We start from the raw sequence: 21,059 nt of genomic DNA on the forward strand, positions 1-21,059 counted from the left end.
GGCTGCGGTGCCGCCTACCGCTCCCCCGCACGCTTTGGCGGTAGTTTGGAACCATGAGTCAACCCGCTTCGAGCTACAACGATGACCTGCGCCTTGCCCATGTACTGGCAGATTCCGTAGATTCCCAGACCATGAGCCGCTTCAAGGCGCTCGACCTTCGGATCGAGACGAAGCCGGACCTGACGCCGGTGACCGACGCCGACAAGTCAGCCGAAGAAGCCATCCGCGGCCAGCTGTCGCGGTCCCGTCCGCGCGACGCCGTGCTCGGCGAGGAATTCGGCAGCTCCGGCCACGGCTCCCGCCGCTGGATCATCGACCCGATTGACGGGACCAAGAACTTCGTCCGCGGCGTCCCCGTCTGGGCCACGCTGATCGCCCTCGTCGACGAAGGCGAGCCGGTGGTCGGCGTCGTGAGCGCACCCGCCCTGGGCAAGCGCTGGTGGGCCGCCAAGGGCGCCGGAGCATACATGGGCCGTTCGCTGGCCGCCGCTACCCGGCTCCGGGTGTCCAACGTCTCGGAACTCTCGGACGCCTCCCTGTCCTACTCCAGCCTGGGCGGCTGGAAGCAGCGCGGCAACCTCGACGAGTTCCTCGGCCTCACCGAGGAAGTCTGGCGCACCCGCGCCTACGGTGACTTCTGGTCCTACTGCCTCGTGGCCGAAGGCGCCGTCGACATCGCCTGCGAGCCCGAACTGAATCTCTACGACATGGCCGCGCTGGTACCCATCGTCACCGAGGCAGGCGGGCGCTTCACGTCCCTCGAAGGCGAAGACGGCCCCTTCGGCGGCAACGCCCTCGCCACCAACTCCATCCTGCACTCCGAGGTCCTGAAGCGGCTCAACCCGGGCCTGGACGACCTGCTCTAGCAACATCCGGCGTCGTCCGGCCGGTCCGGACGACGCCGCGTAACAAAGCTCTTCATATTCCTTCCCTGCCTTTTCTGCGGCAGCAGGCATGGCCTACGCTCGAACCAGGTCACGAGTGCCAGCGCGAAACCCCGGTTTGCTGGCCGGCAACCCTCCATTCGCGGCGGGGTGCCCCGGGTGACGACCTGGCCGGTCCGGAACGGACCCGGCAAGCGCGGATCCCCGGCATGTGGGGTCCTTTTCGATCGAGGTCCCATGACGACTGCCACATTCCCTGCCACCCCCGAACTCCACGCCGACGCCGGCCAGGGCCGTCCCGATGCGCGGTTCGCCGCCGGCCGCCGCCCGCTGGCCGCGGTGACCGGCGCCGAGATCCAGGCGCCGCTCATCCAGGGCGGCCACGTCCGCTACGCCAACCTGGACTACGGTGCCTCGGCGCCCGCACTGTCCGTGGTCTCGGCCTATCTCAACGAAATCCTGCCGTTCTACGCCAGCGTCCACCGCGGCGCCGGCTACGCCTCCCAGATCAGCACCTCGGTTTACGAGAACTCCCGCACCATTGTCCGCGATTTCGTGGGCGGCCGCCCGGACGATGCGGTGATCTTCACCCGGAACACCACCGATTCCCTGAACCTGCTGGCCGGCTGCCTGCCGGCCGTCGACGGCGTGCACACCGGCGAGGTGCTCTATCTCGACATCGAACACCACGCAAACCTCCTGCCCTGGCAGCGGGTGCCGCACCGGAACGTCATCGCCGCCCCGACGCTCGCCGCCACCCTGGAACTGCTCCGCGGGGAACTCGCCCACGGCGGCGTCAGCCTGCTCGCCGTCACCGGCGCCTCCAACGTCACCGGTGAGATCCTGCCGATCCGTGCCCTGGCCGCGCTTGCCCACGAATACGGGGCCCGGATCGTCGTCGACGCAGCCCAGCTCGCCCCGCACCGGCGGATCGACATCACCGCGGACGACGTCGACTACCTCGCCTTCTCGGGGCACAAGCTCTACGCGCCCTTCGGCGCCGGCGTGCTGGTGGGCCGTCCCGACTGGCTCGACGCCGGCACACCGCACCTGGCCGGCGGCGGAGCCGTGCAGGACGCCCGGATCGACACGGTGAGCTGGACCACCGGTCCCGCCCGGCATGAAGGCGGCTCGCCCAATGTCCTTGGGGCCGCCACCCTGGCCCGGGCCACCCAGGTGATCGCCGACCTGGACGTGGACCAGTGGCACGCACACGAAAACGCCATCCGGTCTTTCCTCGTCGAGGGCCTCGCCCGGATCGACGGAGTGACGGTCCACCAGATCTTCTCGGACAGCGCTTCCTTCGGTGTGCCGGCGGGCAGTGAACCGGGGAACGGGGCGGGCACGGGCACGATCGGCGTCGTCAATTTCTCCCTCGAAGGGTACGACGCGGGCCTGGTCGCTGCGTACCTGTCGGCCGAACACGGCCTCGGGCTGCGTGACGGACGGTTCTGCGCGCACCCCCTGCTCCGGCGGCTCGGGCTGCCGTCCGGCTCGTTGCGGGCAAGCTTCGGCGTGGGTTCCCGGCTGGAGGACGCCCAGCGGCTGCTCGCCGGAATCCAGGAGCTGCGCCGGACCGGCCTCGGCTGGGACTATGTGGTGGACGCCGGACGTTGGGTTCCGTCCAACGACACGCGCAGCTACCCGCACTGGGCGCCGAACACACCCGGCACTGCCGGCGCGGCCCCCTGCACCCAGGACTGACTGGGCGGGAAAACGACGAGGCACCGCGGCCCCTGCCGCGTGCGGTAAATTCGGAAGGTACCCATCCGGACCTGCCGAAGGAGATCGCACGTGGCACGCGGTGGCCCCAAACTGCACCGGGAACGGCGCCAGGAGCTCGGTCAGAGCTTCCAGCACGGCGGGGAGCACTACGAACGCGTGCGCCCCGGCTACCCCGACGATTCGGCCGACTGGCTGATTCCCGCCGGGGCGATGGACGCCGCGGACCTGGGCGCAGGAACCGGGAAATTTACGGCGCTGCTGGCCGTGCGCGGCCTGCACACTGTGGCTGTGGACCCGTCCGCCGACATGCTGGAGCAGCTGCGCAGAACACTCCCGGGCGTAACCGCCGTCGAGGGCACCGCAGAGCACACGGGCCTGCCCTCGGAGGCGTTCGACCTCGTGACTGTCGCCCAGGCGTGGCACTGGTGCGATCCCGTCCTGGCCAGCACGGAGATCGCCAGGATCCTCCGCCCCCATGGTGTCCTGGGGCTGGTCTGGAACCAGCTGGACACCTCCGTTCCCTGGGTGCACCGGCTCTCGCGCATCATGCATGCCGGCGACGTCCACAAACCCCACTTCAAGCCGCCGCTAGGGCCGGAATTCACGGGACTGGAGAGTCACCTGACCCGCTGGGAGGATCCGGTGCGCACCGCCGACATCATGGAGCTGACGAAGTCCCGCAGCTACTACCTGGCGGCCAGCGAAGCGGTCCGGGCCAAGGTGCTGGGCAACCTCGACTGGTACCTGCACGAGCATCTGGGCCACGACCCCCTAGAGGTGCTGCCGCTTCCCTATCTGACACAGAGCTGGCGGGCCGTCCGGGCGTGACCGGGGCAGGGCCCGTGGTTTGGCCGGGCTGCATTGCCCCGGCCCCGCACGCTGGCCTATGGTTTCGGCATGCCTAATAATTGTTTATAGGCAACTGCAAACTATGGGGCGGGCCCGAGCCCGCCGCCACCGGCAGCGTCGTTGAGACGCACTTACCCAGGGGAGCCCGCCGTGCTGGAAGTTACAGGACACGAAGCGCCCGCGCGGCGGAAACCGGGCGGCCGCCGCGCCATGATCGGCCTTTTGGGCCCGGCGTTCGTCGCCGCGATCGCCTACGTGGACCCCGGCAACGTTGCGGCAAACCTCACGGCCGGCGCACAGTACGGCTACCTTCTGGTCTGGGTCCTGGTGGCCGCCAACATCATGGCCGTGCTGGTCCAGTACCAGTCCGCCAAGCTCGGGATCGTCACCGGGAAAAGCCTGCCCGAGATCCTCGGCGAGCGGCTCAAGCCCTTCTGGCGCCGCGCATTCTGGGTCCAGGCCGAGATCGTGGCCGCCGCCACCGACCTGGCCGAAGTGGTCGGCGGGGCGATAGCGCTCTACCTCCTTTTCGGGCTGCCGCTCCCGCTTGGTGCCGTGATCGTCGGCGGTGTCTCCATGGTCCTGCTGGCAGTCCAGGCCCGGAACCGGCAGCGGCCCTTCGAGTTCATCATCATCTTCCTGCTGGGCATCATCACGATCGGATTCCTGGCGGGCCTTTTCATCAGCCCGCCGGACCCTGCGGGGGTCGCGGCCGGACTGATACCGGGCTTCCAGGGTCCGGACACCGTGCTGCTGGCCGCCAGCATGCTGGGCGCCACGGTGATGCCGCACGCCATCTACGTCCATTCGGCCCTGTCCAGGGACCGGCACCGCCCGGACCCGCATCTCCACGTCCCCGCACCGGCGCTTGCGCGCCTCGTCAAGGCGACCCGCTGGGACGTCGTGGCGGCCCTGGCCATTGCCGGGATCGTGAACATCGGGATGCTGCTGCTGGCCGCCTCCACGCTGGGCGGCGAAGAGGGAACGGACACCATCGAGGGCGCCCATGCGGCGATCACCGCCAACCTGGGTCCCATCGTCGGCGTCATCTTCGCCGTCGGCCTGCTCGCCTCCGGCCTGGCATCAACCTCCGTGGGCTGCTACGCCGGCGGATCCATCATGCAGGGCCTGCTCAAGATCCGGATCCCGCTGATGACGCGCCGCGTCGTCACCCTCATTCCCGCCGTAGTGCTGCTGAGCATCGGCGTCGATCCCACCTGGGGCCTGGTCCTCAGCCAGGTCGTCCTGAGCTTCGGCATCCCCTTCGTCCTCGTCCCGCTGGTTGTCCTGACCAGCAACAAGGCCTTGATGGGCCGCTTCGCGGACGGAATGGCACTCCGCATTGCCGCCGTCACCGCCGTGATCCTGGTGGTCGCACTCAACCTCGTCCTGCTGTGGCTCACCTTCTCCGGCGCCGCCTGACGGTAGGCTGGACGGTGTGAAGACCAGCCTGCCATCCTCCTCGATCGAGGACTACGTCAAGGTCATCTACTCCTTTACGGAGTGGCAGGACAAACCCATCACCTCCACTCAGCTGGCCCAGCGCCTTGGCGTCGCGAACTCCTCGGTCTCCGAGATGGTCCGCAAGCTCAAGGACCAGGGCCTGGTGGACCACCAGCCCTACAGCGCCATCACACTCACGGCCGACGGCGTCCGGCTGGCGCTGTCGATGGTCCGGCGTCACCGCCTCATCGAGACTTTCCTCGTCAGGGAGCTCGGCTACCGCTGGGACGAGGTCCACGACGAAGCCGAACTCCTGGAACACGCCGTCTCCGACACTTTCATCGACCGGATGGCAGCGAAGCTCGGGAACCCGGTGCGGGATCCCCACGGCGATCCGATCCCCGCCGCGGACGGCTCCGTGCAGATGCCCGCGGCCCACCGGATGAGCGAACTCGACGACGGTCACACCGGCCTGATCACGCGCATCAGCGACGAAAACCCCGAGCTGCTGCGCTACCTGTCCGCCGAGGAGATCACGCTGGACGCCGACGTCGAGGTTCTGGGCCGGAAGCCGTTCGGCGGCGCGCTCGTGGTGCGCATCGGCACCGGCGGGGACCGGCGCGAGTTCGACCTCGCCGAGGAAGTCGCCGCCGCGCTCTGGGTCCACAGCGACGCGGCCCATCCCGGCTGCAGCCTCGAACGGCGCTGAATGCGGACTGCTCTGCCGGACTGGCGCGCGTGGTTCGCCGTCGCCGTCGGCGGCCTGGTCGGAACGGAGCTGCGCTACGGGGCCGGCGTGGTGTTCCCGGAGGCGGCGGGGAGTGTCCCGTGGACCACCCTGGTGATCAACGTCGTTGGAAGTTTTGTCCTCGCGGCCCTCACCACGGTCTGGATCGCACGGCCGAAAACCGCCTTCTGGCTGCGGGCGGGCCTCGGCCCCGGGCTGCTGGGTTCGTTCACGACTTTTTCAGCGGTGGTGTTCTCCATTGACCAGCTGTTCCGCGGCGGCTTCCATGCCAGCTGGCTGGCCTACCTGGGGCTCTCCCTCGTCCTGGGACTCGGTGCCGCAGCCGCCGGATGGAAGACCGGCAAGGCCCTGGCCGACCTCAGCGGCGGGGCATCATGATGACGGCTGCGCTGGTGGGGGTTTTCGGCGTCGCGGGCGCCTTGCTGCGTTTCGCCGTCGATTCCTGGTTTGCGCACCACCCGGGGCGCCATCCGCACTGGCCGTGGGCGACATTCGCGGTCAATGTGGTGGGCTCCTTCATCATCGGCGCGGCCATGGGGCTGACCGGCCAGCTGGCGCTGTCGCCCGAGTGGCAGTCCGGTCTCGCGACCGGACTCGCGGGCGGCCTGACCACCTTCAGTTCCTGGACCACCGCCACGGTGCGGCTGGTGAGCGAGACGAGATACCGCGCAGCCGCCGCCAACATTGCCGCCAACCTGATCGCCGGCCTTGCCGCAGCAGCGCTCGGGCTGGGCGTCAACGGCCTGTGACGGGCGTAACGCCGGCCCTTCGGGGGCGATTCGGGGGCTCCCCCATCCCGTATCGTTGAAGGATGGTTACCCTTCGTGTTGCAGCCCAGATCCTCGACATTCCGCTGGAAATGGCCCACCGTCACGGTATCCCGCCCCGGCTCAGCGACGCCGAGCTCGGCGAACTCCTGGACAACCCGCCGGCGTGGCTGGTGCAGTCCAAAGCCAACCGGACCGGCAAACGCCCGGTCTGGGTCCAGCTGACGTGCGCGGTCTGCGGATTCTCCGAGGCAGCCCGGCCGAAGAAGTGGTGGCCGGATTTCACCTATGTGTGCTGCGCGCACCACGCTCCCTATGAGGTCCCCGGCGTCGCCGCCGGGCTGGTCCGCAGCGAGTATGAGGGTGTGGGCAGCCGGTTCGTCGGCATCGTGGACGTTACGGTACCTGAGGCGTAACTTAGTACCACGGGGCCATCCCGGCCCCCTGCTGTTAGGGAGCGCCCACATGCCTGACAAAACGCCGCACCGGAGCGCGGTCAAGAAGCCCGTGAAAACCATCAAGGAAAAACGGGCCGAGAAGAAGTCCAAGAACGTCGCAGAGACGCACTCGGACCCCGTTGCCCACATCAAGAAGCGCTGAACGCACTCGAATGAGCGCCGCCCGCCTGCCGGGCCGCCGCTTCTGCCAACGACAACCGGGCAATGCAAAAGGCCGGAAGCTGAAGCTTCCGGCCTTTTGTGTGGGACTCTACGGGGTGGAACACCGTTTCCGGGGCTCCGATGGTGGAGATGGGGGGAATTGAACCCCCGTCCGATGTCGTGTTGTCAGGGCTTCTCCGGGCGCAGTTTGCGTCGGATTTTCTCGGCCCCGGCCATGCTGCAAACAGCTGGCCGATCCGGGCCCAGTCATCTAAGAGTCCCGTTCACCCCGATGACGGAGGTAAACAGCAGTGGCTATCTAAATGACGCCAGGATCCGGGGCAATAGCAACCTCGGGCTGACGGACTGTCTTACTGCTTAGGCAGCGAGAGCGAAGTCAGTGCGTTTTGATTCGGCACTTATTGGTTTGCAGACAGCGTTTACGAGATAATTCTGCATCCTCGGCCCGCTTCACCTGTCGCGACTAACATCGTCGAAACCGATCATCCCCGTATTTTGTTATCAACTAACTTTGTTAACCCGTTCCGGATCCTGCGGATCCTTCCCGGACTACCAATCATAACGCAAGGCCCACCGGTTTCATTCCCGTCCGCCCCGGCGGTTCGTCAGCGCCGGTTCCGCTCGCGCATGACACGCAGGGCCTCACGCTTGTCCTGCTGCTCGCGCAGCGTCTGGCGCTTGTCGTATTCCTTCTTACCGCGGGCGACGCCGATCTCAACCTTTGCCCTGCCGTCCACGAAGTACAGCTGAAGCGGGACGATCGTGAAGCCCGATTCGCGGATTTTGTGCGAGATCTTGGTGAGTTCGTCCCGGTGCAGCAGCAGCTTCCGACGGCGGCGTGCGGCGTGGTTGGTCCAGCTCCCCTGGTGGTATTCGGGGATGTGGATGCCCTCCATCCAGAGCTCGTCGTTGTAGAACGTGCAGAAGCCGTCCACCATGGAGGCGTGTCCTTCACGGAGGGACTTCACTTCAGTGCCCATGAGGGCGATTCCGGCCTCGTAGGTGTCGAGGATGAGGTAGTCGTGCCGGGCCTTGCGGTTGGTGGCCACTACCTTACGGCCACTTTCTTTCGGCACGGTAGAACTCCTTGGATCGATGGATGGGCCCCACACCGGATCGGTGTGGGACCGGGACAGAGCGGGCTTCCTCCAGTTTACGGCAGAGCCGCAGTCCGCCCGGGGTGCTTCCGCTCCGGGCGGATCAGAGCAGGTTCATCGGGTCAACGGCCCGGCTGTTGAGCCAGGTCTCGAAGTGCGAGTGGCAGCCGGTCGAGTTGCCCGTGGTTCCCGAGTAGGCGATCAGCTGTCCCTGGCTGACCTGCTGCCCAGGCGATACTGCCACGCTGACGTTGTGGTAGTAAATCGTTGTCAGGGAGTTGCCCTGCACCACACCGTGGGAGATCTTCACGTTGTTGCCGCCGCCGTCGTTGGCCCATCCGGCCGAAAACACGGTGCCTGCCGCTGCTGCGTAGACGGGGGTGCCGCACGCCGCGGCAAAGTCGATGCCGGTGTGCATGTAGCCGCCCTGGCCATAGAAATCGATCGTGCCCGGCGGCGTCGCCCGCCACCCGAAGCCCGAGCTGATGGGGACGCCGTTAAAGGGGCTCCGCAGCCCGAAGGCGGACGGGTTTCCTGGCGGGGCGGGCACGTACGGGGGCTTGGCCTGGCCCTGGGCGCGGGCCGCAGCTGCGGCTGCCTCCGCGATGCGGCGCTGCTCGGCTTCCCAGGCTTCGCGCAGCTTGCGGTCGCGTTCGGCGATTTCAGCCGCTACAGCGTCCTGCTGGGCCTTGACCTGGGCGAGTTGGGTCTGGATTCCCGGCTTGGCGGCCTGGAGTTCGGCGTCGAGCCGCGTGGTGTCGGCGATGAGTTTATCGACCTGGGCCTTCTGGGCCTCCGCCTCGTCACGGGCTGCCTGCTCGCGGGCCAGTGCGGCGTCGGCCTTGGCCTTGAGGTCCTTGATCTCGGCCTCCACTGCCTCGAGCCGGGCCTGGGAGTTGACGTTGGTCGCGTTCTGCTGGGTGAGTTTGTCCATCGCGGAGTTCTGGCTGCGCATCGCCTGGTCGGCGAGGTCGATCGTGTCCGTGAGGCTGCCGCCGTTGTTGGAGCCGAAGAATAACGAGAGGTTGGAGGGCACACCGCCGGACTTGTAGGCCTGGGTGGCGATCTGGCCGATCAGCTTCTTCGTGTCGGCTATTTTCTGCTGGTCCGTCTCGAGCTGCTGGGTGATCTTGGCCTTGTTCTGCTGCGCCAGGTCCACGCGGGCGGCGAGGGCCTCGGCTTCCTTGACCGCGCTCGCGACGCGGCCTTGGGCTTCCAGCAGCGCCTGCTGGGCACCGGGGAGCTGTCCCTGGTACAGGACGAGGTCCGAGGCGGCCTGGGCGATCCGGGAGTCCACGAATTCCAGGGAATGCTGCACCCGCGCAGCTTCCTCGCGGAGGGCAGCCTGCTGGTCCTCAAGGTTGTCAGCGAATGCCACTGGGGTCGACGCGCCCATGCTGGCCGCCAGGACCAGAGCCAGGGCGGCGCTGATGAAGCGGCTGCGGCGACCGGCCATGCGGAGCCGGGCCGGCCCCGGCTTCGCGGGGGCTCGGTGCATCGGTGTCATGGACATTCCCTTTTCGTTACGCACCCTAGACCCTCAAGTATCGACGGAGAGTCAGGAGTGATGATACCCCTGCGAGCAAAATCCCGAGACCGATCAGCGCCGGCGCCAGAATCAGCGTCTGACCTGCGGAGATGAAGGCAGTGTCGGGGTACTGCCTGGACAGATAGCCGCCGAGGAAGAAGTGCGCCACGGCCCACAGCGTTCCCGACGCCAGCGCAGCGCCAATCACGGCGGCAATCACGCCCTCGAGGATGAACGGCAGCTGGATCACCATCTTCGACGCTCCGACCAGGCGCATGATCCCCGTTTCCCGGCGCCGGCTGAAGGCCGAAAGCCGGATGGTGGTGGCGATGAGCAGGATGGCGCAGATGATCATCACGCCGGCGACGCTCACGGCCACAAGGGAGGCCGCGTTCATAACGGAGAAGAGCCGCTCCAGCAGCTGGCGCTGGTCGATCACGGTTTCAACACCGGCCTGCGAGGAAAAGGTCTCGCTGATGATCTGGTACTTTTCCGGGTCCTTCATGTTGATCCGGAAGGAGGCCGGAAGCTGGTCCGGCGTCACGGAGTCGACGATCGGGGAATTGGAGAACTGTTCCTTGAAGTGCTTGTAGGCGTCGTCCTTGGACTCAAACTGGAAGTCGTTGACGTACTGGGCCACCGCGGGCGACTCCAGGACTTTGCGCAGGTTCTCCTGCTGCTCCGGGGTGGCAGGGCCGGTGGCGCAGCCGGCCGCCGTCGAACCGTCACTGCAGAGGAAGATGGCCACCTGGACTTTGTCGTACCAGTAGCCCTTCATCTGGTTGATCTGCAGCTGCAACATGCCGGCGGCGCCGACGAAAGTCAGTGACACGAACGTCACCAGGATGACCGAGACCACCATGGACAGGTTGCGGCGCAGGCCGCTGCCGATCTCGGCGAGAACGAATTGGAGCCTCACAGCTGGCCCTCCCCTGCGGCGCGGGCTTCAGCGCGGGTGGTGGCTGCCGGGGCGGCGGACTGGGGATCCCTGCCGCTGGCATCCCGCAGCCTGCGCGACTGGCCCACGACCGGAATCATGGACGTGTAGAGGGCCTTGGCCTCGTCCCGGATGATGACGCCGTTGCGGAGTTCGACGACGCGTTTGCGCATCTCGTTGACGATGTCGTCGTCGTGCGTGGCCATGACCACGGTGGTGCCGTTCTGGTTGATCTTGTCGAGGACGCCCATGATGCCCATGGAGGTGGTGGGGTCCAGGTTGCCGGTGGGCTCATCCGCGAGCAGGATGCCGGGGCGGTTGACGACGGCGCGGGCGATCGCCACGCGCTGCTGCTCACCGCCGGAGAGCTCGTGCGGGAGGCGGTTTTCCTTGCCTTCAAGGCCGACGGTTTTGAGGACCTCCGGCACGGTGTCGCGGATGACGCTGCGGCTTTTGCCGATGACCTGCATGGCGAAAGCGACGTTGGCGAACACGGTTTTCTGCGGCAGCAGGCGGAAGTCCTGGAACACGACGCCGATCCCGCGGCGGAGCCTGGGCACGCGCCAGCTGGAGATGTTCGCGACGTTCTGGCCGGCCACGTAGACGGCTCCAGAGGAGGCGCGGTCCTCTTTGAGGACGAGGCGCAGGAACGTCGACTTGCCGGAACCCGAGGCTCCGACGAGGAAGGCGAATTCGCCCCGGTCGATCTCAAGGTTGATCGAATCCAGCGCGGGTCGCGCCTTCTGGTCATAGACCTTGGTGACATTTTCGAAACGGATCATGGCCCTAAGAACCCTGCAGGACGTGGACGGGTACGGGTACGGACCAGTTCTGCTGCCGGCGCGCGGGCTTTCTATTGGGGGAAGTAGAGCTCCGGCTTCTCGACTATACGCACGGGCCCCCGCGGATCCGGCTGAGTGCGGGGGCGTGTCGCAGGATTAGCCCCGAGGGGCGGGTGTGACACAAGAGGCGGATGGGGCTGCCTGCGTGCCGTTACTTGTCCGCGCTTATTTGTCCGCGTTGCGGTTGTCCGTCCGCCAGCGGATGCCGGCGTCGATGAAGTCGTCGATCTCGCCGTCGAACACGGCCGACGTGTTGCCGACTTCGTGTTCGGTGCGGAGGTCTTTGACCATCTGGTAGGGGTTCAGGACGTAGGAGCGCATCTGGTCGCCCCACGAGGCCTTGACGTCGCCGGCGAACGCCTTCTTCTCGGCGTTCTCCTCTTCCTTCTTCAATAGCAGCAGCCGGGACTGCAGCACGCGGAGGGCGGCCGCACGGTTCTGCAGCTGGGACTTCTCGTTCTGCATGGACACGACGGTGCCGGTGGGGATGTGGGTCAGGCGCACGGCGGAGTCCGTGGTGTTGACGGACTGGCCGCCCGGGCCCGAGGAACGGAAGACGTCGACGCGGATCTCGTTGTCCGGGATGTCGATGGAGTCCGTCTGCTCGATCAGCGGGATGACTTCGACGGCGGCGAACGAGGTCTGGCGGCGGCCCTGGTTGTCGAACGGGCTGATCCGGACTAGGCGGTGTGTGCCGGCCTCGACGCTGAGCGTGCCGTAGGCGTAAGGGGCCTTGACCTCGAAGGTAGCGGACTTCAGCCCGGCTTCCTCTGCATAGGAGGTGTCCATGATGGTGGTCGGGTAGCCGTGGCGTTCGGCCCAGCGCAGGTACATCCGCATCAGCATTTCGGCGAAGTCCGCGGCGTCCACTCCCCCGGCGCCGGCCCGGATGGTGACGACCGCTTCGCGCTCGTCGAACTCGCCGGACAGCAAGGTTACGACCTCGAGGTCCTTCAGGGCTTTCCGGATCGATTCCAGCTCCGCGGCAGCCTCCCCCATGGAGTCGGCGTCGTCCTCGTCCTGGCCCAGCTCCACCAGGACTTCCAGGTCGTCGATGCGCGCGGTGAGGGAGTTCAGGCGGGCCAGTTCGGACTGTCGGTGCGAGAGCCGCGACGTAATCACCTGGGCAGCCGCGGGATCGTCCCACAGATTGGGTTCGCCGGCCCGTTCGCTGAGCTCGGCGATGTCTTCCTTCAGCGCCTCGACATTCGAAACGTTCTCGATGGAGGCGTAGGTGGCGCGCAGGGCGCGGATTTCTGCGGGAAAATCAATGTTTGCCATGGTTTTTTAAGCCTACGCTATCCATGCGAGCCGCCCGGACTTGGTCGGTACGGCCCCGCGGGACGCGAGCGCGGTGTCAGCGCGAAAGCCGGGAGCGCGCCGTCGAACTCGCTTCGATCCTGATGCCATCGGGGACCAGGAAATTGACCACCGGCGGGTGGACGGCGGCGCTGAGCACCACGACGGCGGTGGAGCCGTCCGGGCTGCCTGTTCTTGCCCCGATGCTGAGGCTGCTGAACCGGGTGAAGGCGCTGCTGCGGTCGAGGAAGTCGACCGCAGCGCCGCGCACGCGGGCGCCGGTCAGGACGGCGGTGGGGGTGCCGCCCGCGGTCTCAAGCTGTCCGAGTGTGAAACTGTCCGCCGCTGCCACTGATGCTCCGTCAGCCAGCGAAAGGAGCTTCTTGTGCTCGATATAAACGCTCGAGGCGGCGGTGACGACGGTGGCCAGCAGCAGGGCGAGCAGCACGAAACCGATGATCAGCACCATCAGTTGCCCGTCGTCGTTGTTCCGGGCCCCGAGGGGATCCCCGTTCGGTCCTTGCCGCGGACGCCGGCATAAGCGCTGCTGTCGGGGCCGGCTCATCGGAAGCGGCCCACCAGTTGTGTGGCGGAGGCGCTGAGCTGTCCCGCGTTCAGATCCAGTGCCTCGCTGAATGGGACGAACGGCAACGGCACCGTGAGGTGCACCGTGACCGTCACGGCCGAGCCCGCGGCCATGCAGTCTGCCGGGGCACAACTCGTCTCGACGCGGGCCTCCGCCGCAGAGTGCCCATGGTCGGCGAGCGCCAGCAGAACGGCCTGCTCGGCGGCGGCCCGGCCGCCCGCGGCGTCGGGCTGGGCGACGAAGACCTTGGCGGCCTGGTCAGCGGCGCCGACCACCGCGAAGGAGCCGCCCTGGAGCTGGCTCATGGTGATGATGAAGTAGACCAGCGGCACCATCAGCAGCAGTGACAGGAACGTGAATTCGACGACGGCGCTTCCCCGTTCGGCACAGCCGCCGCCGCTAGGGCTGGATGGCCGCATGCCCCTTCACCTCCAGGACCGCGCGGGGTCCGATCAGCCCGATCACGGGCAGCGGCGCGCGGACGGTGACCTCCAGGGTCCGGACGCCGTGGTATGCGGCTTCGCCCGCGGTCACGTCCGTGGCGAACTCCTGGTTAAGCGCAACCCCGATCAGCTGCGCGGTCCGGTCCTTGGCATCTTCGGCGCCGCGGTCCGCGAGGGTCCCGTACCGGGCGCCGGAGGCCGCTGCGTCAATCAGCGTGTTCCGGACATGGAGGATCAGGGTGAGCTGGACGATGGCGAGGAAGAACAGCGTCAGCAGCCCGCCCACGAGAACGAAGTCCACGACCGCCGAGCCCCGTTCGTCGGTTCTGCCCCAGCCGCTGCCGGGCAGTCGCACGTGCTACTGCCCCACCTTGTCCATGGCCTGGTTAAACAGTCCTTCCAGGGCCGGGCCGGCGAGCGCCAGGAGCGCGGCAACGAGGACGGCCGACATCAAGGTGATCATCACCCAGCCCGGCACATCGCCCCGCTCGCGGTGATCGCCGGGCTGTTCAGCTCGCGGTCCCGTGGATTCGTGCGCCCTGGGAAATCTGGCCAGTCCGGGCACGAGGTTGATGCTGCACAGCCACAGCGCCATGCGGTTTGGGATCTGTTTCAACGTTCTCCCCTTTGTCGGTGGTTCGGTTGTCTTTTCCTGCTCTGGGGCGGTGGCCCGTGAATGCCCAACGGGTCTACAGACCGATGCTGATCGCTGCCAGGCCGGGGTAGACGGCGAACAAGACCGTCAGCGGCAGGACGCCGAAGACCACGGGAATCATCATTGCGATTTCCTTCTTTCCGGCGGACTCCATCAAGTCCCGCTTTGCCGTGTCCCGGACGTCCTGGGCCTGTGCCCTCAGCACCTCCGCGAGAGGCGTTCCCCGTTCGACCGCGACGATCAGCCCGTCCACGAAGCGGAGCAATGGGCCGAGCTCAGTCCGTGACGAGAACTCCTGCAGCGCTTCCACGAGCGGCTTCCCTGCCCGGGTCTCGGCCAGGACGCGGGTGAAGTCCTTCGACAACTCTCCCCGGGCGCTGCGGCACACTCTGTCCAGTGCGCCCGTGGCGCTCTCACCCGCACTGACCGCGAGCGCCATGAGCTCGGCAATGCTGGGGAACTCCGCCATTATGCGCGCTTCGCGCTTCCTGATCTGGGCGCCCAGCAGGTAATCCCGCAACATAAAACCGCCGGCCGCGCCGCCAAGCACCAGCACGACGGCCAGGAGGGGGCTGAACCGCCCGGCCACGCCGAATAGAACGACTGCTCCGGCAGCAGCGACAAATCCAGCCGCGCCCCAGAGAAGCTGCCCGGCCCGGAAATCGGCCGGCGATTTGGCACTTCCTGCCCTGGCCAGACGTCGGTCCAACGCCGAGGAACCGCGGTTGAGCCTCCCCAGCCACGTCACAGCGTCGCCGAGAGCCGGACGCAGAATCCGTTCCAGGGGTCCGAACGGGGTGCTGTTTCCCGGCACCGTCCGCAGGAGCCGTGATTCCAGATTGTGGGACTTGAGCTGAGGGGCAATGCGTTCCGCAAACGTCGCCGGGCGCATGAACGGCAGCCTGACCATCAACAACCAGAAACCGCTGCCAAGGACAACTCCGCAGGCCACTGCCGCCGCGGTCAGCCCGGTCACCTGAGCACCCTCTCATCTGCCGGGAGCGCACCAATGCGCAGCATGACGGCATAGGAGACCAGGGAGACCGCCAGCCCGCCAAGCAGGACGGCGGCCCCGACGGGAGTGTTGTAGGCGGCCACCGCTTCGGGCCTGCTTGCCAGCAGCACCAGGACGATCCAGGGCGCTGCCACCGCAAGCCGGGCGGCGTTGACGGTCCAGGACTGACGGGCCTCCAGTTCGTTTCTGGTGCGCGCGCTCTCCCGCAGAAACTCCGCCAGAGTGCCCAACAAGCGGCCGAGATCGGAGCCGCCCACCTCCCTCGTCAACCGGAGGGCCTCGACGATCCGGTCGGCCACGGGATCCGCCAGCCGGTCCTTGAGCCTGGTCAGGGAAGGATCAAACTGCCCGCCCGCACGATAGTCAGAGCCAAATTCCCGGAACACCTGACGGAGTTCCTCCGGGCCCTTGTCGCCCAGTTGGATGAGGGCTTCCGGCAGCGACAGGCCGGCACGGATCGCCGACCGCAAGTGGTCGACGACGTCGGGCCAGAGTTGGCGCAGCACGGCGGCGCGCTTCCGCGCGCGCCATTTCACGATAGCCATGGGCAGCCAGCCGCCAAACAGGCCAAAGCAGCCCGCGATCGGCCAGGACCTGGTCACTGCAAAGAAGACGAGCGTTGTGAAGGCTCCGACGCCGAGGCAGCTTGCCAGCAGTCCGGAGCCGCTGACTTTTTCTATTCCTGCGGTCCGCAGCAGATCCTCCAGACGCTTGGCCTTGCGAGGACCGGCGCCTGCAACTTTGGGTTGTTCCCAGGCAGACCACCAGATCAGCAGGAGTCCGGCACCGGCGAGCATGCCGAGAAGCGCTGCCATCAGCGCGGTTCCAGCAGAGCCGCGACGTCGTAGCCGGATCGGGCGAATTTCTCGGCTGCGGGCATCGAGTTGGCCCTGGGCTGCAATTGTCCGTCCGCCAGCGCGAAGACCATCGAGGACTCGATGATGCCGTTTTCCACTCTCCGGCCCAACGACAGGATCTCTGTCACCTCTCTGCGTCCGCTGGCATGCCGGGCACAGTGCACCACGAGGTCGATGCACGAAGCGACGGTCGGAACCACGAAGGCGCTTGAGATGTTCTCGCCTGCCAGCAACGGGAGGGTGCAGATCTTGGTGACCGCGTCGTGCGACGAATTTGCGTGGACCGTGCACATGCCTGGCAAACCAGAGTTCAAAGCGATCAGCATGTCCAGGCTCTCGGCCTCGCGGACCTCGCCCACCACCAGCCGGTCGGGGCGCATGCGCAGGGCCTCCTTGACCAGCCGGCGCATAGGGATTTCGCCTTCACCTTCCAGGTTGGGCTGCCGGCACTGCAGCCCCACGACGTCCCGCAGCGGAAACTGCAGTTCGAAGATCTCCTCCACGGTGATGACGCGCTCGCGGGTTCCAATGCTCGCGGCGAGGCAGTTGAGCATTGTGGTCTTGCCCGCCTGCGTTGCGCCGGAGACCAGGATGTTCAGGCCGCTGGCCACGGCCGCGCCGAGGAACCGGGCGGCCTGCGGTGTCAGCGTGCCCAGTTCCACCAGATGCTCCAGGCGGCTCGCTTTCACTACGAACTTACGGATATTGATGGCCCAGTGACGCCTCGTCACGTCGGGAATCACAACGTGCAGGCGGGAACCATCGGGAAGGGCGGCATCCACAAAGGGTGACGACATGTCGAGCCGGCGCCCGGAACTCTTGAGCATCCGTTCCACGAGGTCCCGGACCTGCTGGTCTGTGAGCGAGACGGAGGTCAGCTCCGATTCGCCGTTCCGGGCCACGTAGATCTCGTTCGGGGCGTTGAGCCAGATTTCTTCGATGGCGGGGTCGTCGAGAAGGGGCTGCAGGGCTCCGAACCCGGCCACGGCGTCGAAGACGAATCTCCGGGCCGTCTCCAGCGGGCCGATTGGCGGGAGGGGACCAAGCAGGGTGCGCTCGTCGTAATCCATGACTGCTGCCTCGACGAGACGGCGGACTTCGCCGGCCTGCGTTGTGGGGTCGAGGCCGCGCCGGCGAATCAACTCGCGGACTTCGCCTTCGACGATGCGTACAGCCTCCACAATGGCCCCCAATATGACTGCTTGCCCTGTCCCCGGGGCGCTGCAATTGGGTTAAAGCTAGAGGCGGCCGAGTCCCAGAACAAGGCCTAGCCGGGCTGCATGTGGAAAACCGCCATCCGCATTCATAACAATTATCACACTAGTCACACCAGAAACTCTGGTTCACCCTATTAGGCGATGTTAGGGTGGGCGCGACAAGTCAGACATTCTCACATCCCGGACAGCTTTGCATTGCTCAGCCCCCGGGTGCGAGACCATCATGACGCGGCCACCATCGTGTCATTGTTCCGGAGCGGCAAATGAAGCGGACCCTACTTCCCCCCAACAGTCACCTCCACAGCCGGGCCGGAGCCGCGCTTCTGGCCACCGCTCTCCTGGCCGGCGCCGGTCTGGCTGCTCCGGCGGGTGCCGTTGAGCCCTCACCGAGCGCCTCTGCGACTCCCACAAGCACTTCGTCATTTTCGCCGTCCGCCCCTGCCAACCCGTCACCCACCGCGACCACCCCACCCCCAACTATTGCCCCCGAAATCCAGCAGGGCACTTCCGCAGCAACGACGGAGCCGGCGCCAGCCGACTACAGGTCCGTAATGGCGGCAGCCGCAGGTCCGGGCGGTGCCGAGATGGGCCATGGCGCCACCGGCGGGACAAGCGCAAAAACGGAGTCACTGGCCACCGAAGGGACCTGGACCCCAACGTTTGGTGTCCAGGGCCTGGACGTGAGTTATTACCAGGCAGGCGTCAATTGGCAGGAGCAGTGGAACATGGGCGCCCGCTTCGCCTATATCAAGGCCACTGAAGGCAATTACTATTCAAGTCCGTCTTTCGCTGCCCAGTACCAAGGTGCCCGGAACGTGGGCATGATCCGGGGCGCCTATCATTTTGCCAACCCGATGGCGTCCTCGGGAGCGGACCAAGCCAGAATCTTCGTTCAGGGCGGTGGCCGCTGGTCCGCTGACGGTTATACGCTGCCGCCGGTCCTCGACTTCGAGACGAACCCATATGCGGGACGGACAATCAACGGCTTCTATCAGGGAAACACCTGCTACGACATGTCGGCCAGCCAGTTGGCAGGCTGGGCGCGCGACTTCGGCAATACGATGCTGTCGCTGACGGGCCGGATGCCGGTCATCTATACCAACACGTCCTGGTGGCGACAGTGCGTCGGTGATGCAGCCGGATTTGGCGACTTCCCGCTGTGGACCGCCTATTGGCCGAGTTCAGCCAGCAACTACGCCGGCCCCCTGCCATCGAGCTGGTCGAGCTACAACTTCTGGCAGTACAGCGAGTCCGGCCCCTTCGCCGGAGACTCCAATGTCTGGAACGGCAGCTACGCAGAGTTAAGTGCCTTCGCCAACGCCGGAATTCCGCAAGCCGCTGTTAGGGCGATTGCTGATCTGGCGGCTGTTTCTCCGGGGCTGGGCCGGGCCGTGACCGGTTTGAAGACCGGTCTGAACGGTGGGGTGTCCCAGGGCTACGAGAATGGTGCGATCTACTGGACCGCCGCCAACGGAGCCCACATCTCATCCGGTGTCATCCGGGATGCCTGGGGCGCCCAGGGCTGGGAAGCCGGAGTCCTCGGCTACCCCACCACCGACGTGCGGACCGCCGCCAACGGCGCCCAATCCCAGGGCTACCAAAACGGTGCGATCTACTGGACCGCAGCGACCGGGGCCCGCATCTCTACCGGTGCGATCCGGGATGCCTGGGGCGCCCAGGGCTGGGAAGCCGGGCCCCTCGGCTACCCCACCACCGACGTGAAGACCGCCCCCAACGGGGCCAAGTCCCAGGGCTACGAAAACGGTGCGATCTACTGGACCGCCGCCAACGGGGCCCGCATTTCATCCGGTGTCATCCGCGACGCCTGGGGCGCCCAGGGCTGGGAAGCCGGCCCCCTCGGCTACCCCACCACCGACGTCCGCACTGCCCCCAACGGGGCCAAGTCCCAGGGCTACGAAAACGGTGCGATCTACTGGACCGCCGCGACCGGGGCCCGCATCTCTACCGGGGCGATCCGGGACGCCTGGGCTGCCCAGGGCTGGGAATCCGGGCCCCTCGGCTACCCCACCACCGACATACGGACCGGCCCGAAGAACGGACTGTCCCAGGGCTACGAAAACGGTGCGATCTACTGGACCGCCGCGACCGGCGCCCGCACGACATCCGGCGTCATCCGCGACGCCTGGGCCGCCCAGGGCTGGGAAGCCGGCCCCCTCGGCTACCCCACCACCGACGTGCGGACCGCCCCCAACGGGGCCAAGTCCCAGGGCTACGAAAACGGTGCGATCTACTGGACCGCCGCGACCGGCGCCCGCATCTCATCCGGTGTCATCCGCGACGCCTGGGCCGCCCAGGGCTGGGAATCCGGCCCCCTCGGCTACCCCACGACCGACGTGAAGACCGGCCCGAACAGCGGGCTGTCCCAGGGCTACGAAAACGGTGCGATCTACTGGACCGCCGCGACCGGCGCCCGAAGCACATCCGGCGTCATCCGCGACGCCTGGGCCGCCCAGGGCGCCGAATCCGGCCCCCTCGGCTACCCCACCACCGACGTGCGGACCGCCCCGAACGGAGCCAAATCCCAGGGCTACGAAAACGGCGCGATCTACTGGACCGCCGCGACCGGCGCCCACATCTCATCCGGAGCGATCCGGGATGCCTGGGCCGCCCAGGGCTGGGAAGCCGGCCCCCTCGGCTACCCCACCACCGACGTCCGGACCGCCCCCAACGGGGCCAAATCCCAGGGCTACCAAAACGGCGCGATCTACTGGACCGCCGCCAACGGGGCCCGCATCTCATCCGGCGTCATCCGCGACGCCTGGGCCGCCCAGGGCTGGGAATCCGGTCCCCTCGGCTACCCCACCACCGACATACGCACCGCCCCCAACGGAGCCAAATCCCAGGGCTACGAAAACGGCGCGATCTACTGGACCGCCGCCACCGGAGCACACGTCTCATCCGGCGCAATCCGCGACGCCTGGGCCGCCCAGGGCTGGGAAACCGGACCCCTCGGCTACCCCACCACCGACGTGAAAACCGCCCCCAACGGAGCCAAATCCCAGGGCTACCAAAACGGCGCGATCTACTGGACCACAACCACCGGAGCCCAACTCAGCCCCAACGGACCCATCCGCAACGCCTGGGGCGCCCAAGGCTGGGAATCCGGCCCCCTCGGCTACCCCACGGGTCCCCAAACCTGCACCGCAGCCGCAGATAGCTGCAACCAACCATTCACCGGCGGAAGAATCACATGGACACTTTCACGCGGCGCTTTCATCGGCTAGCTTCACCGGGCAATACGAGGGCGGTGCCGTCCGCGCCGCCCGGCTCCCGAGCTGCCGCGCTCCCGCTTGTTTGCCGCAGGAAGCCACCACCGTGAGCGCAATCAGCCTCCTGCACGCATAGGAAATGCGAAGTATTCGCCCTACCGTCCGGATCGCTGTAAAACCGGTCCATAAACTACTCTGACTTCCCTGTCTCGCCGTGAACGCCCCAAGCGCCGGCTGTAGGCACCATGTTCTTCGAAGGAAAAAATGAATCCCAAACGGATGATGGCAGCCCTTGTCACAGCTGTGGTTGTCGCGGC

General features: G+C 66.8%; 22 protein-coding genes, 1 other RNA gene and 1 riboswitch. Of the genes, 10 read left to right on the forward strand and 13 right to left on the reverse strand.

The features are described from left to right. The first annotated feature begins 53 nt into the window (after nucleotides 1-53). The 9 genes from hisN (at nucleotide 54) to LDO13_RS18600 (ending at nucleotide 7,016) form a co-directional block, all read left to right on the forward strand. Nucleotides 54-866: a histidinol-phosphatase gene (gene hisN / locus LDO13_RS12255; protein ID WP_224047006.1), complete on the forward strand. Its 813-nt coding sequence runs from the start codon at nucleotides 54-56 to the stop codon at nucleotides 864-866. A gap of 107 nt (nucleotides 867-973) precedes the next feature. Then, a riboswitch (SAM riboswitch) is annotated at nucleotides 974-1,087 on the forward strand. A gap of 34 nt (nucleotides 1,088-1,121) precedes the next feature. Then, a complete protein-coding gene (locus tag LDO13_RS12260) occupies nucleotides 1,122-2,588 on the forward strand; it encodes an aminotransferase class V-fold PLP-dependent enzyme (protein ID WP_224047007.1) in 1,467 nt (488 codons plus the stop codon). A gap of 90 nt (nucleotides 2,589-2,678) precedes the next feature. Then, a complete protein-coding gene (locus tag LDO13_RS12265) occupies nucleotides 2,679-3,437 on the forward strand; it encodes a class I SAM-dependent methyltransferase (RefSeq protein WP_224047008.1) in 759 nt (252 codons plus the stop codon). Nucleotides 3,438-3,668: 231 nt separating this feature from the next. Further along, the gene (locus LDO13_RS12270; protein ID WP_263422171.1) at nucleotides 3,669-4,880 is read left to right on the forward strand and encodes an Nramp family divalent metal transporter; all 1,212 of its coding nucleotides are present in this window, start codon (nucleotides 3,669-3,671) and stop codon (nucleotides 4,878-4,880) included. 16 nt (nucleotides 4,881-4,896) lie between these two features. Further along, on the forward strand, nucleotides 4,897-5,610 hold the full coding sequence (locus LDO13_RS12275; RefSeq protein WP_224047010.1) for a metal-dependent transcriptional regulator: 714 nt from the start codon (nucleotides 4,897-4,899) through the stop codon (nucleotides 5,608-5,610). Continuing rightward, complete coding sequence (locus LDO13_RS12280; RefSeq protein ID WP_224047011.1) at nucleotides 5,611-6,027, forward strand: CrcB family protein; 417 nt, start codon at nucleotides 5,611-5,613, stop codon at nucleotides 6,025-6,027. Continuing rightward, the gene (locus LDO13_RS12285; protein ID WP_224047012.1) at nucleotides 6,024-6,398 is read left to right on the forward strand and encodes a CrcB family protein; all 375 of its coding nucleotides are present in this window, start codon (nucleotides 6,024-6,026) and stop codon (nucleotides 6,396-6,398) included. Before LDO13_RS12280 ends, LDO13_RS12285 begins: the two co-directional genes overlap by 4 nt. Nucleotides 6,399-6,460: 62 nt before the next feature. Next, nucleotides 6,461-6,832 (forward strand): hypothetical protein, encoded by a 372-nt coding sequence (locus LDO13_RS12290; protein WP_224047013.1) that lies wholly within the window; start codon nucleotides 6,461-6,463, stop codon nucleotides 6,830-6,832. A gap of 49 nt (nucleotides 6,833-6,881) precedes the next feature. Beyond that, nucleotides 6,882-7,016: a hypothetical protein gene (locus LDO13_RS18600; protein WP_263422131.1), complete on the forward strand. Its 135-nt coding sequence runs from the start codon at nucleotides 6,882-6,884 to the stop codon at nucleotides 7,014-7,016. Between the two features lie 141 nt (nucleotides 7,017-7,157). Here LDO13_RS18600 and ssrA read toward each other — a convergent pair. The 13 genes from ssrA to LDO13_RS12355 all read right to left on the reverse strand — a co-directional run bounded on the left by ssrA (nucleotide 7,158) and on the right by LDO13_RS12355 (nucleotide 17,476). After that, nucleotides 7,158-7,526: a transfer-messenger RNA gene (ssrA, locus tag LDO13_RS12295) on the reverse strand. Nucleotides 7,527-7,641: 115 nt separating this feature from the next. Next, on the reverse strand, nucleotides 7,642-8,112 hold the full coding sequence (smpB, locus tag LDO13_RS12300) for an SsrA-binding protein SmpB (RefSeq protein ID WP_224047014.1): 471 nt from the start codon (nucleotides 8,110-8,112) through the stop codon (nucleotides 7,642-7,644). A gap of 124 nt (nucleotides 8,113-8,236) precedes the next feature. Beyond that, nucleotides 8,237-9,640: a M23 family metallopeptidase gene (locus tag LDO13_RS12305; RefSeq protein WP_224047015.1), complete on the reverse strand. Its 1,404-nt coding sequence runs from the start codon at nucleotides 9,638-9,640 to the stop codon at nucleotides 8,237-8,239. A gap of 25 nt (nucleotides 9,641-9,665) precedes the next feature. Next, the gene (gene ftsX / locus LDO13_RS12310) at nucleotides 9,666-10,580 is read right to left on the reverse strand and encodes a permease-like cell division protein FtsX (protein ID WP_224047016.1); all 915 of its coding nucleotides are present in this window, start codon (nucleotides 10,578-10,580) and stop codon (nucleotides 9,666-9,668) included. After that, the gene (gene ftsE / locus LDO13_RS12315; protein ID WP_224047017.1) at nucleotides 10,577-11,380 is read right to left on the reverse strand and encodes a cell division ATP-binding protein FtsE; all 804 of its coding nucleotides are present in this window, start codon (nucleotides 11,378-11,380) and stop codon (nucleotides 10,577-10,579) included. Before ftsE ends, ftsX begins: the two co-directional genes overlap by 4 nt. A gap of 225 nt (nucleotides 11,381-11,605) precedes the next feature. After that, on the reverse strand, nucleotides 11,606-12,721 hold the full coding sequence (gene prfB / locus LDO13_RS12320; RefSeq protein WP_224047018.1) for a peptide chain release factor 2: 1,116 nt from the start codon (nucleotides 12,719-12,721) through the stop codon (nucleotides 11,606-11,608). A gap of 76 nt (nucleotides 12,722-12,797) precedes the next feature. Beyond that, nucleotides 12,798-13,208: a pilus assembly protein TadG-related protein gene (locus tag LDO13_RS12325; protein ID WP_224047019.1), complete on the reverse strand. Its 411-nt coding sequence runs from the start codon at nucleotides 13,206-13,208 to the stop codon at nucleotides 12,798-12,800. A gap of 92 nt (nucleotides 13,209-13,300) precedes the next feature. Beyond that, nucleotides 13,301-13,744: a hypothetical protein gene (locus tag LDO13_RS12330; protein ID WP_224047020.1), complete on the reverse strand. Its 444-nt coding sequence runs from the start codon at nucleotides 13,742-13,744 to the stop codon at nucleotides 13,301-13,303. Continuing rightward, nucleotides 13,725-14,123 carry a TadE family protein gene (locus tag LDO13_RS12335; protein WP_224047021.1) on the reverse strand — a complete coding sequence of 133 codons (399 nt, stop codon included), beginning with the start codon at nucleotides 14,121-14,123 and terminating at the stop codon, nucleotides 13,725-13,727. The genes LDO13_RS12330 and LDO13_RS12335 overlap by 20 nt, the downstream gene beginning before the upstream one ends. A 3-nt stretch (nucleotides 14,124-14,126) precedes the next feature. After that, nucleotides 14,127-14,384 carry a hypothetical protein gene (locus tag LDO13_RS12340; RefSeq protein ID WP_224047022.1) on the reverse strand — a complete coding sequence of 86 codons (258 nt, stop codon included), beginning with the start codon at nucleotides 14,382-14,384 and terminating at the stop codon, nucleotides 14,127-14,129. 73 nt (nucleotides 14,385-14,457) lie between these two features. After that, nucleotides 14,458-15,399, reverse strand: coding sequence for a type II secretion system F family protein (locus LDO13_RS12345; RefSeq protein WP_224047023.1), 942 nt, complete (start codon nucleotides 15,397-15,399; stop codon nucleotides 14,458-14,460). Next, complete coding sequence (locus LDO13_RS12350) at nucleotides 15,396-16,253, reverse strand: type II secretion system F family protein (RefSeq protein ID WP_224047024.1); 858 nt, start codon at nucleotides 16,251-16,253, stop codon at nucleotides 15,396-15,398. Before LDO13_RS12350 ends, LDO13_RS12345 begins: the two co-directional genes overlap by 4 nt. Further along, nucleotides 16,253-17,476, reverse strand: a complete 1,224-nt coding sequence (locus tag LDO13_RS12355) for an ATPase, T2SS/T4P/T4SS family (RefSeq protein ID WP_224047025.1) — start codon at nucleotides 17,474-17,476, stop codon at nucleotides 16,253-16,255. The genes LDO13_RS12350 and LDO13_RS12355 overlap by 1 nt, the downstream gene beginning before the upstream one ends. Before the next feature lie 587 nt (nucleotides 17,477-18,063). Between LDO13_RS12355 and LDO13_RS12360 the strand changes: the two genes are divergently transcribed. Beyond that, a complete protein-coding gene (locus tag LDO13_RS12360; RefSeq protein WP_224047026.1) occupies nucleotides 18,064-20,757 on the forward strand; it encodes a GH25 family lysozyme in 2,694 nt (897 codons plus the stop codon). The last annotated feature ends 302 nt before the right edge of the window (nucleotides 20,758-21,059 follow it).

The sequence above is a fragment of the Arthrobacter sp. NicSoilB4 genome (assembly GCF_019977335.1).
Lineage (GTDB): Bacteria > Actinomycetota > Actinomycetes > Actinomycetales > Micrococcaceae > Arthrobacter.

Bases quoted from the DNA above. Each gene is read 5' to 3' on its own strand.
- LDO13_RS12360 (WP_224047026.1), top strand. From the start codon at position 18,064: ATGGCGGCAGCCGCAGGTCCGGGCGGTGCCGAGATGGGCCATGGCGCC.
- LDO13_RS12305 (WP_224047015.1), bottom strand. From the start codon at position 9,640: ATGACACCGATGCACCGAGCCCCCGCGAAGCCGGGGCCGGCCCGGCTC.
- LDO13_RS12285 (WP_224047012.1), top strand. From the start codon at position 6,024: ATGATGACGGCTGCGCTGGTGGGGGTTTTCGGCGTCGCGGGCGCCTTG.
- LDO13_RS12270 (WP_263422171.1), top strand. From the start codon at position 3,669: ATGATCGGCCTTTTGGGCCCGGCGTTCGTCGCCGCGATCGCCTACGTG.
- LDO13_RS18600 (WP_263422131.1), top strand. From the start codon at position 6,882: ATGCCTGACAAAACGCCGCACCGGAGCGCGGTCAAGAAGCCCGTGAAA.
- hisN (WP_224047006.1), top strand. From the start codon at position 54: ATGAGTCAACCCGCTTCGAGCTACAACGATGACCTGCGCCTTGCCCAT.
- LDO13_RS12325 (WP_224047019.1), bottom strand. From the start codon at position 13,208: ATGGTGCTGATCATCGGTTTCGTGCTGCTCGCCCTGCTGCTGGCCACC.
- LDO13_RS12350 (WP_224047024.1), bottom strand. From the start codon at position 16,253: ATGGCAGCGCTTCTCGGCATGCTCGCCGGTGCCGGACTCCTGCTGATC.
- LDO13_RS12290 (WP_224047013.1), top strand. From the start codon at position 6,461: ATGGTTACCCTTCGTGTTGCAGCCCAGATCCTCGACATTCCGCTGGAA.
- prfB (WP_224047018.1), bottom strand. From the start codon at position 12,721: ATGGCAAACATTGATTTTCCCGCAGAAATCCGCGCCCTGCGCGCCACC.
- ftsE (WP_224047017.1), bottom strand. From the start codon at position 11,380: ATGATCCGTTTCGAAAATGTCACCAAGGTCTATGACCAGAAGGCGCGA.
- LDO13_RS12330 (WP_224047020.1), bottom strand. From the start codon at position 13,744: ATGCGGCCATCCAGCCCTAGCGGCGGCGGCTGTGCCGAACGGGGAAGC.
- LDO13_RS12280 (WP_224047011.1), top strand. From the start codon at position 5,611: ATGCGGACTGCTCTGCCGGACTGGCGCGCGTGGTTCGCCGTCGCCGTC.
- LDO13_RS12260 (WP_224047007.1), top strand. From the start codon at position 1,122: ATGACGACTGCCACATTCCCTGCCACCCCCGAACTCCACGCCGACGCC.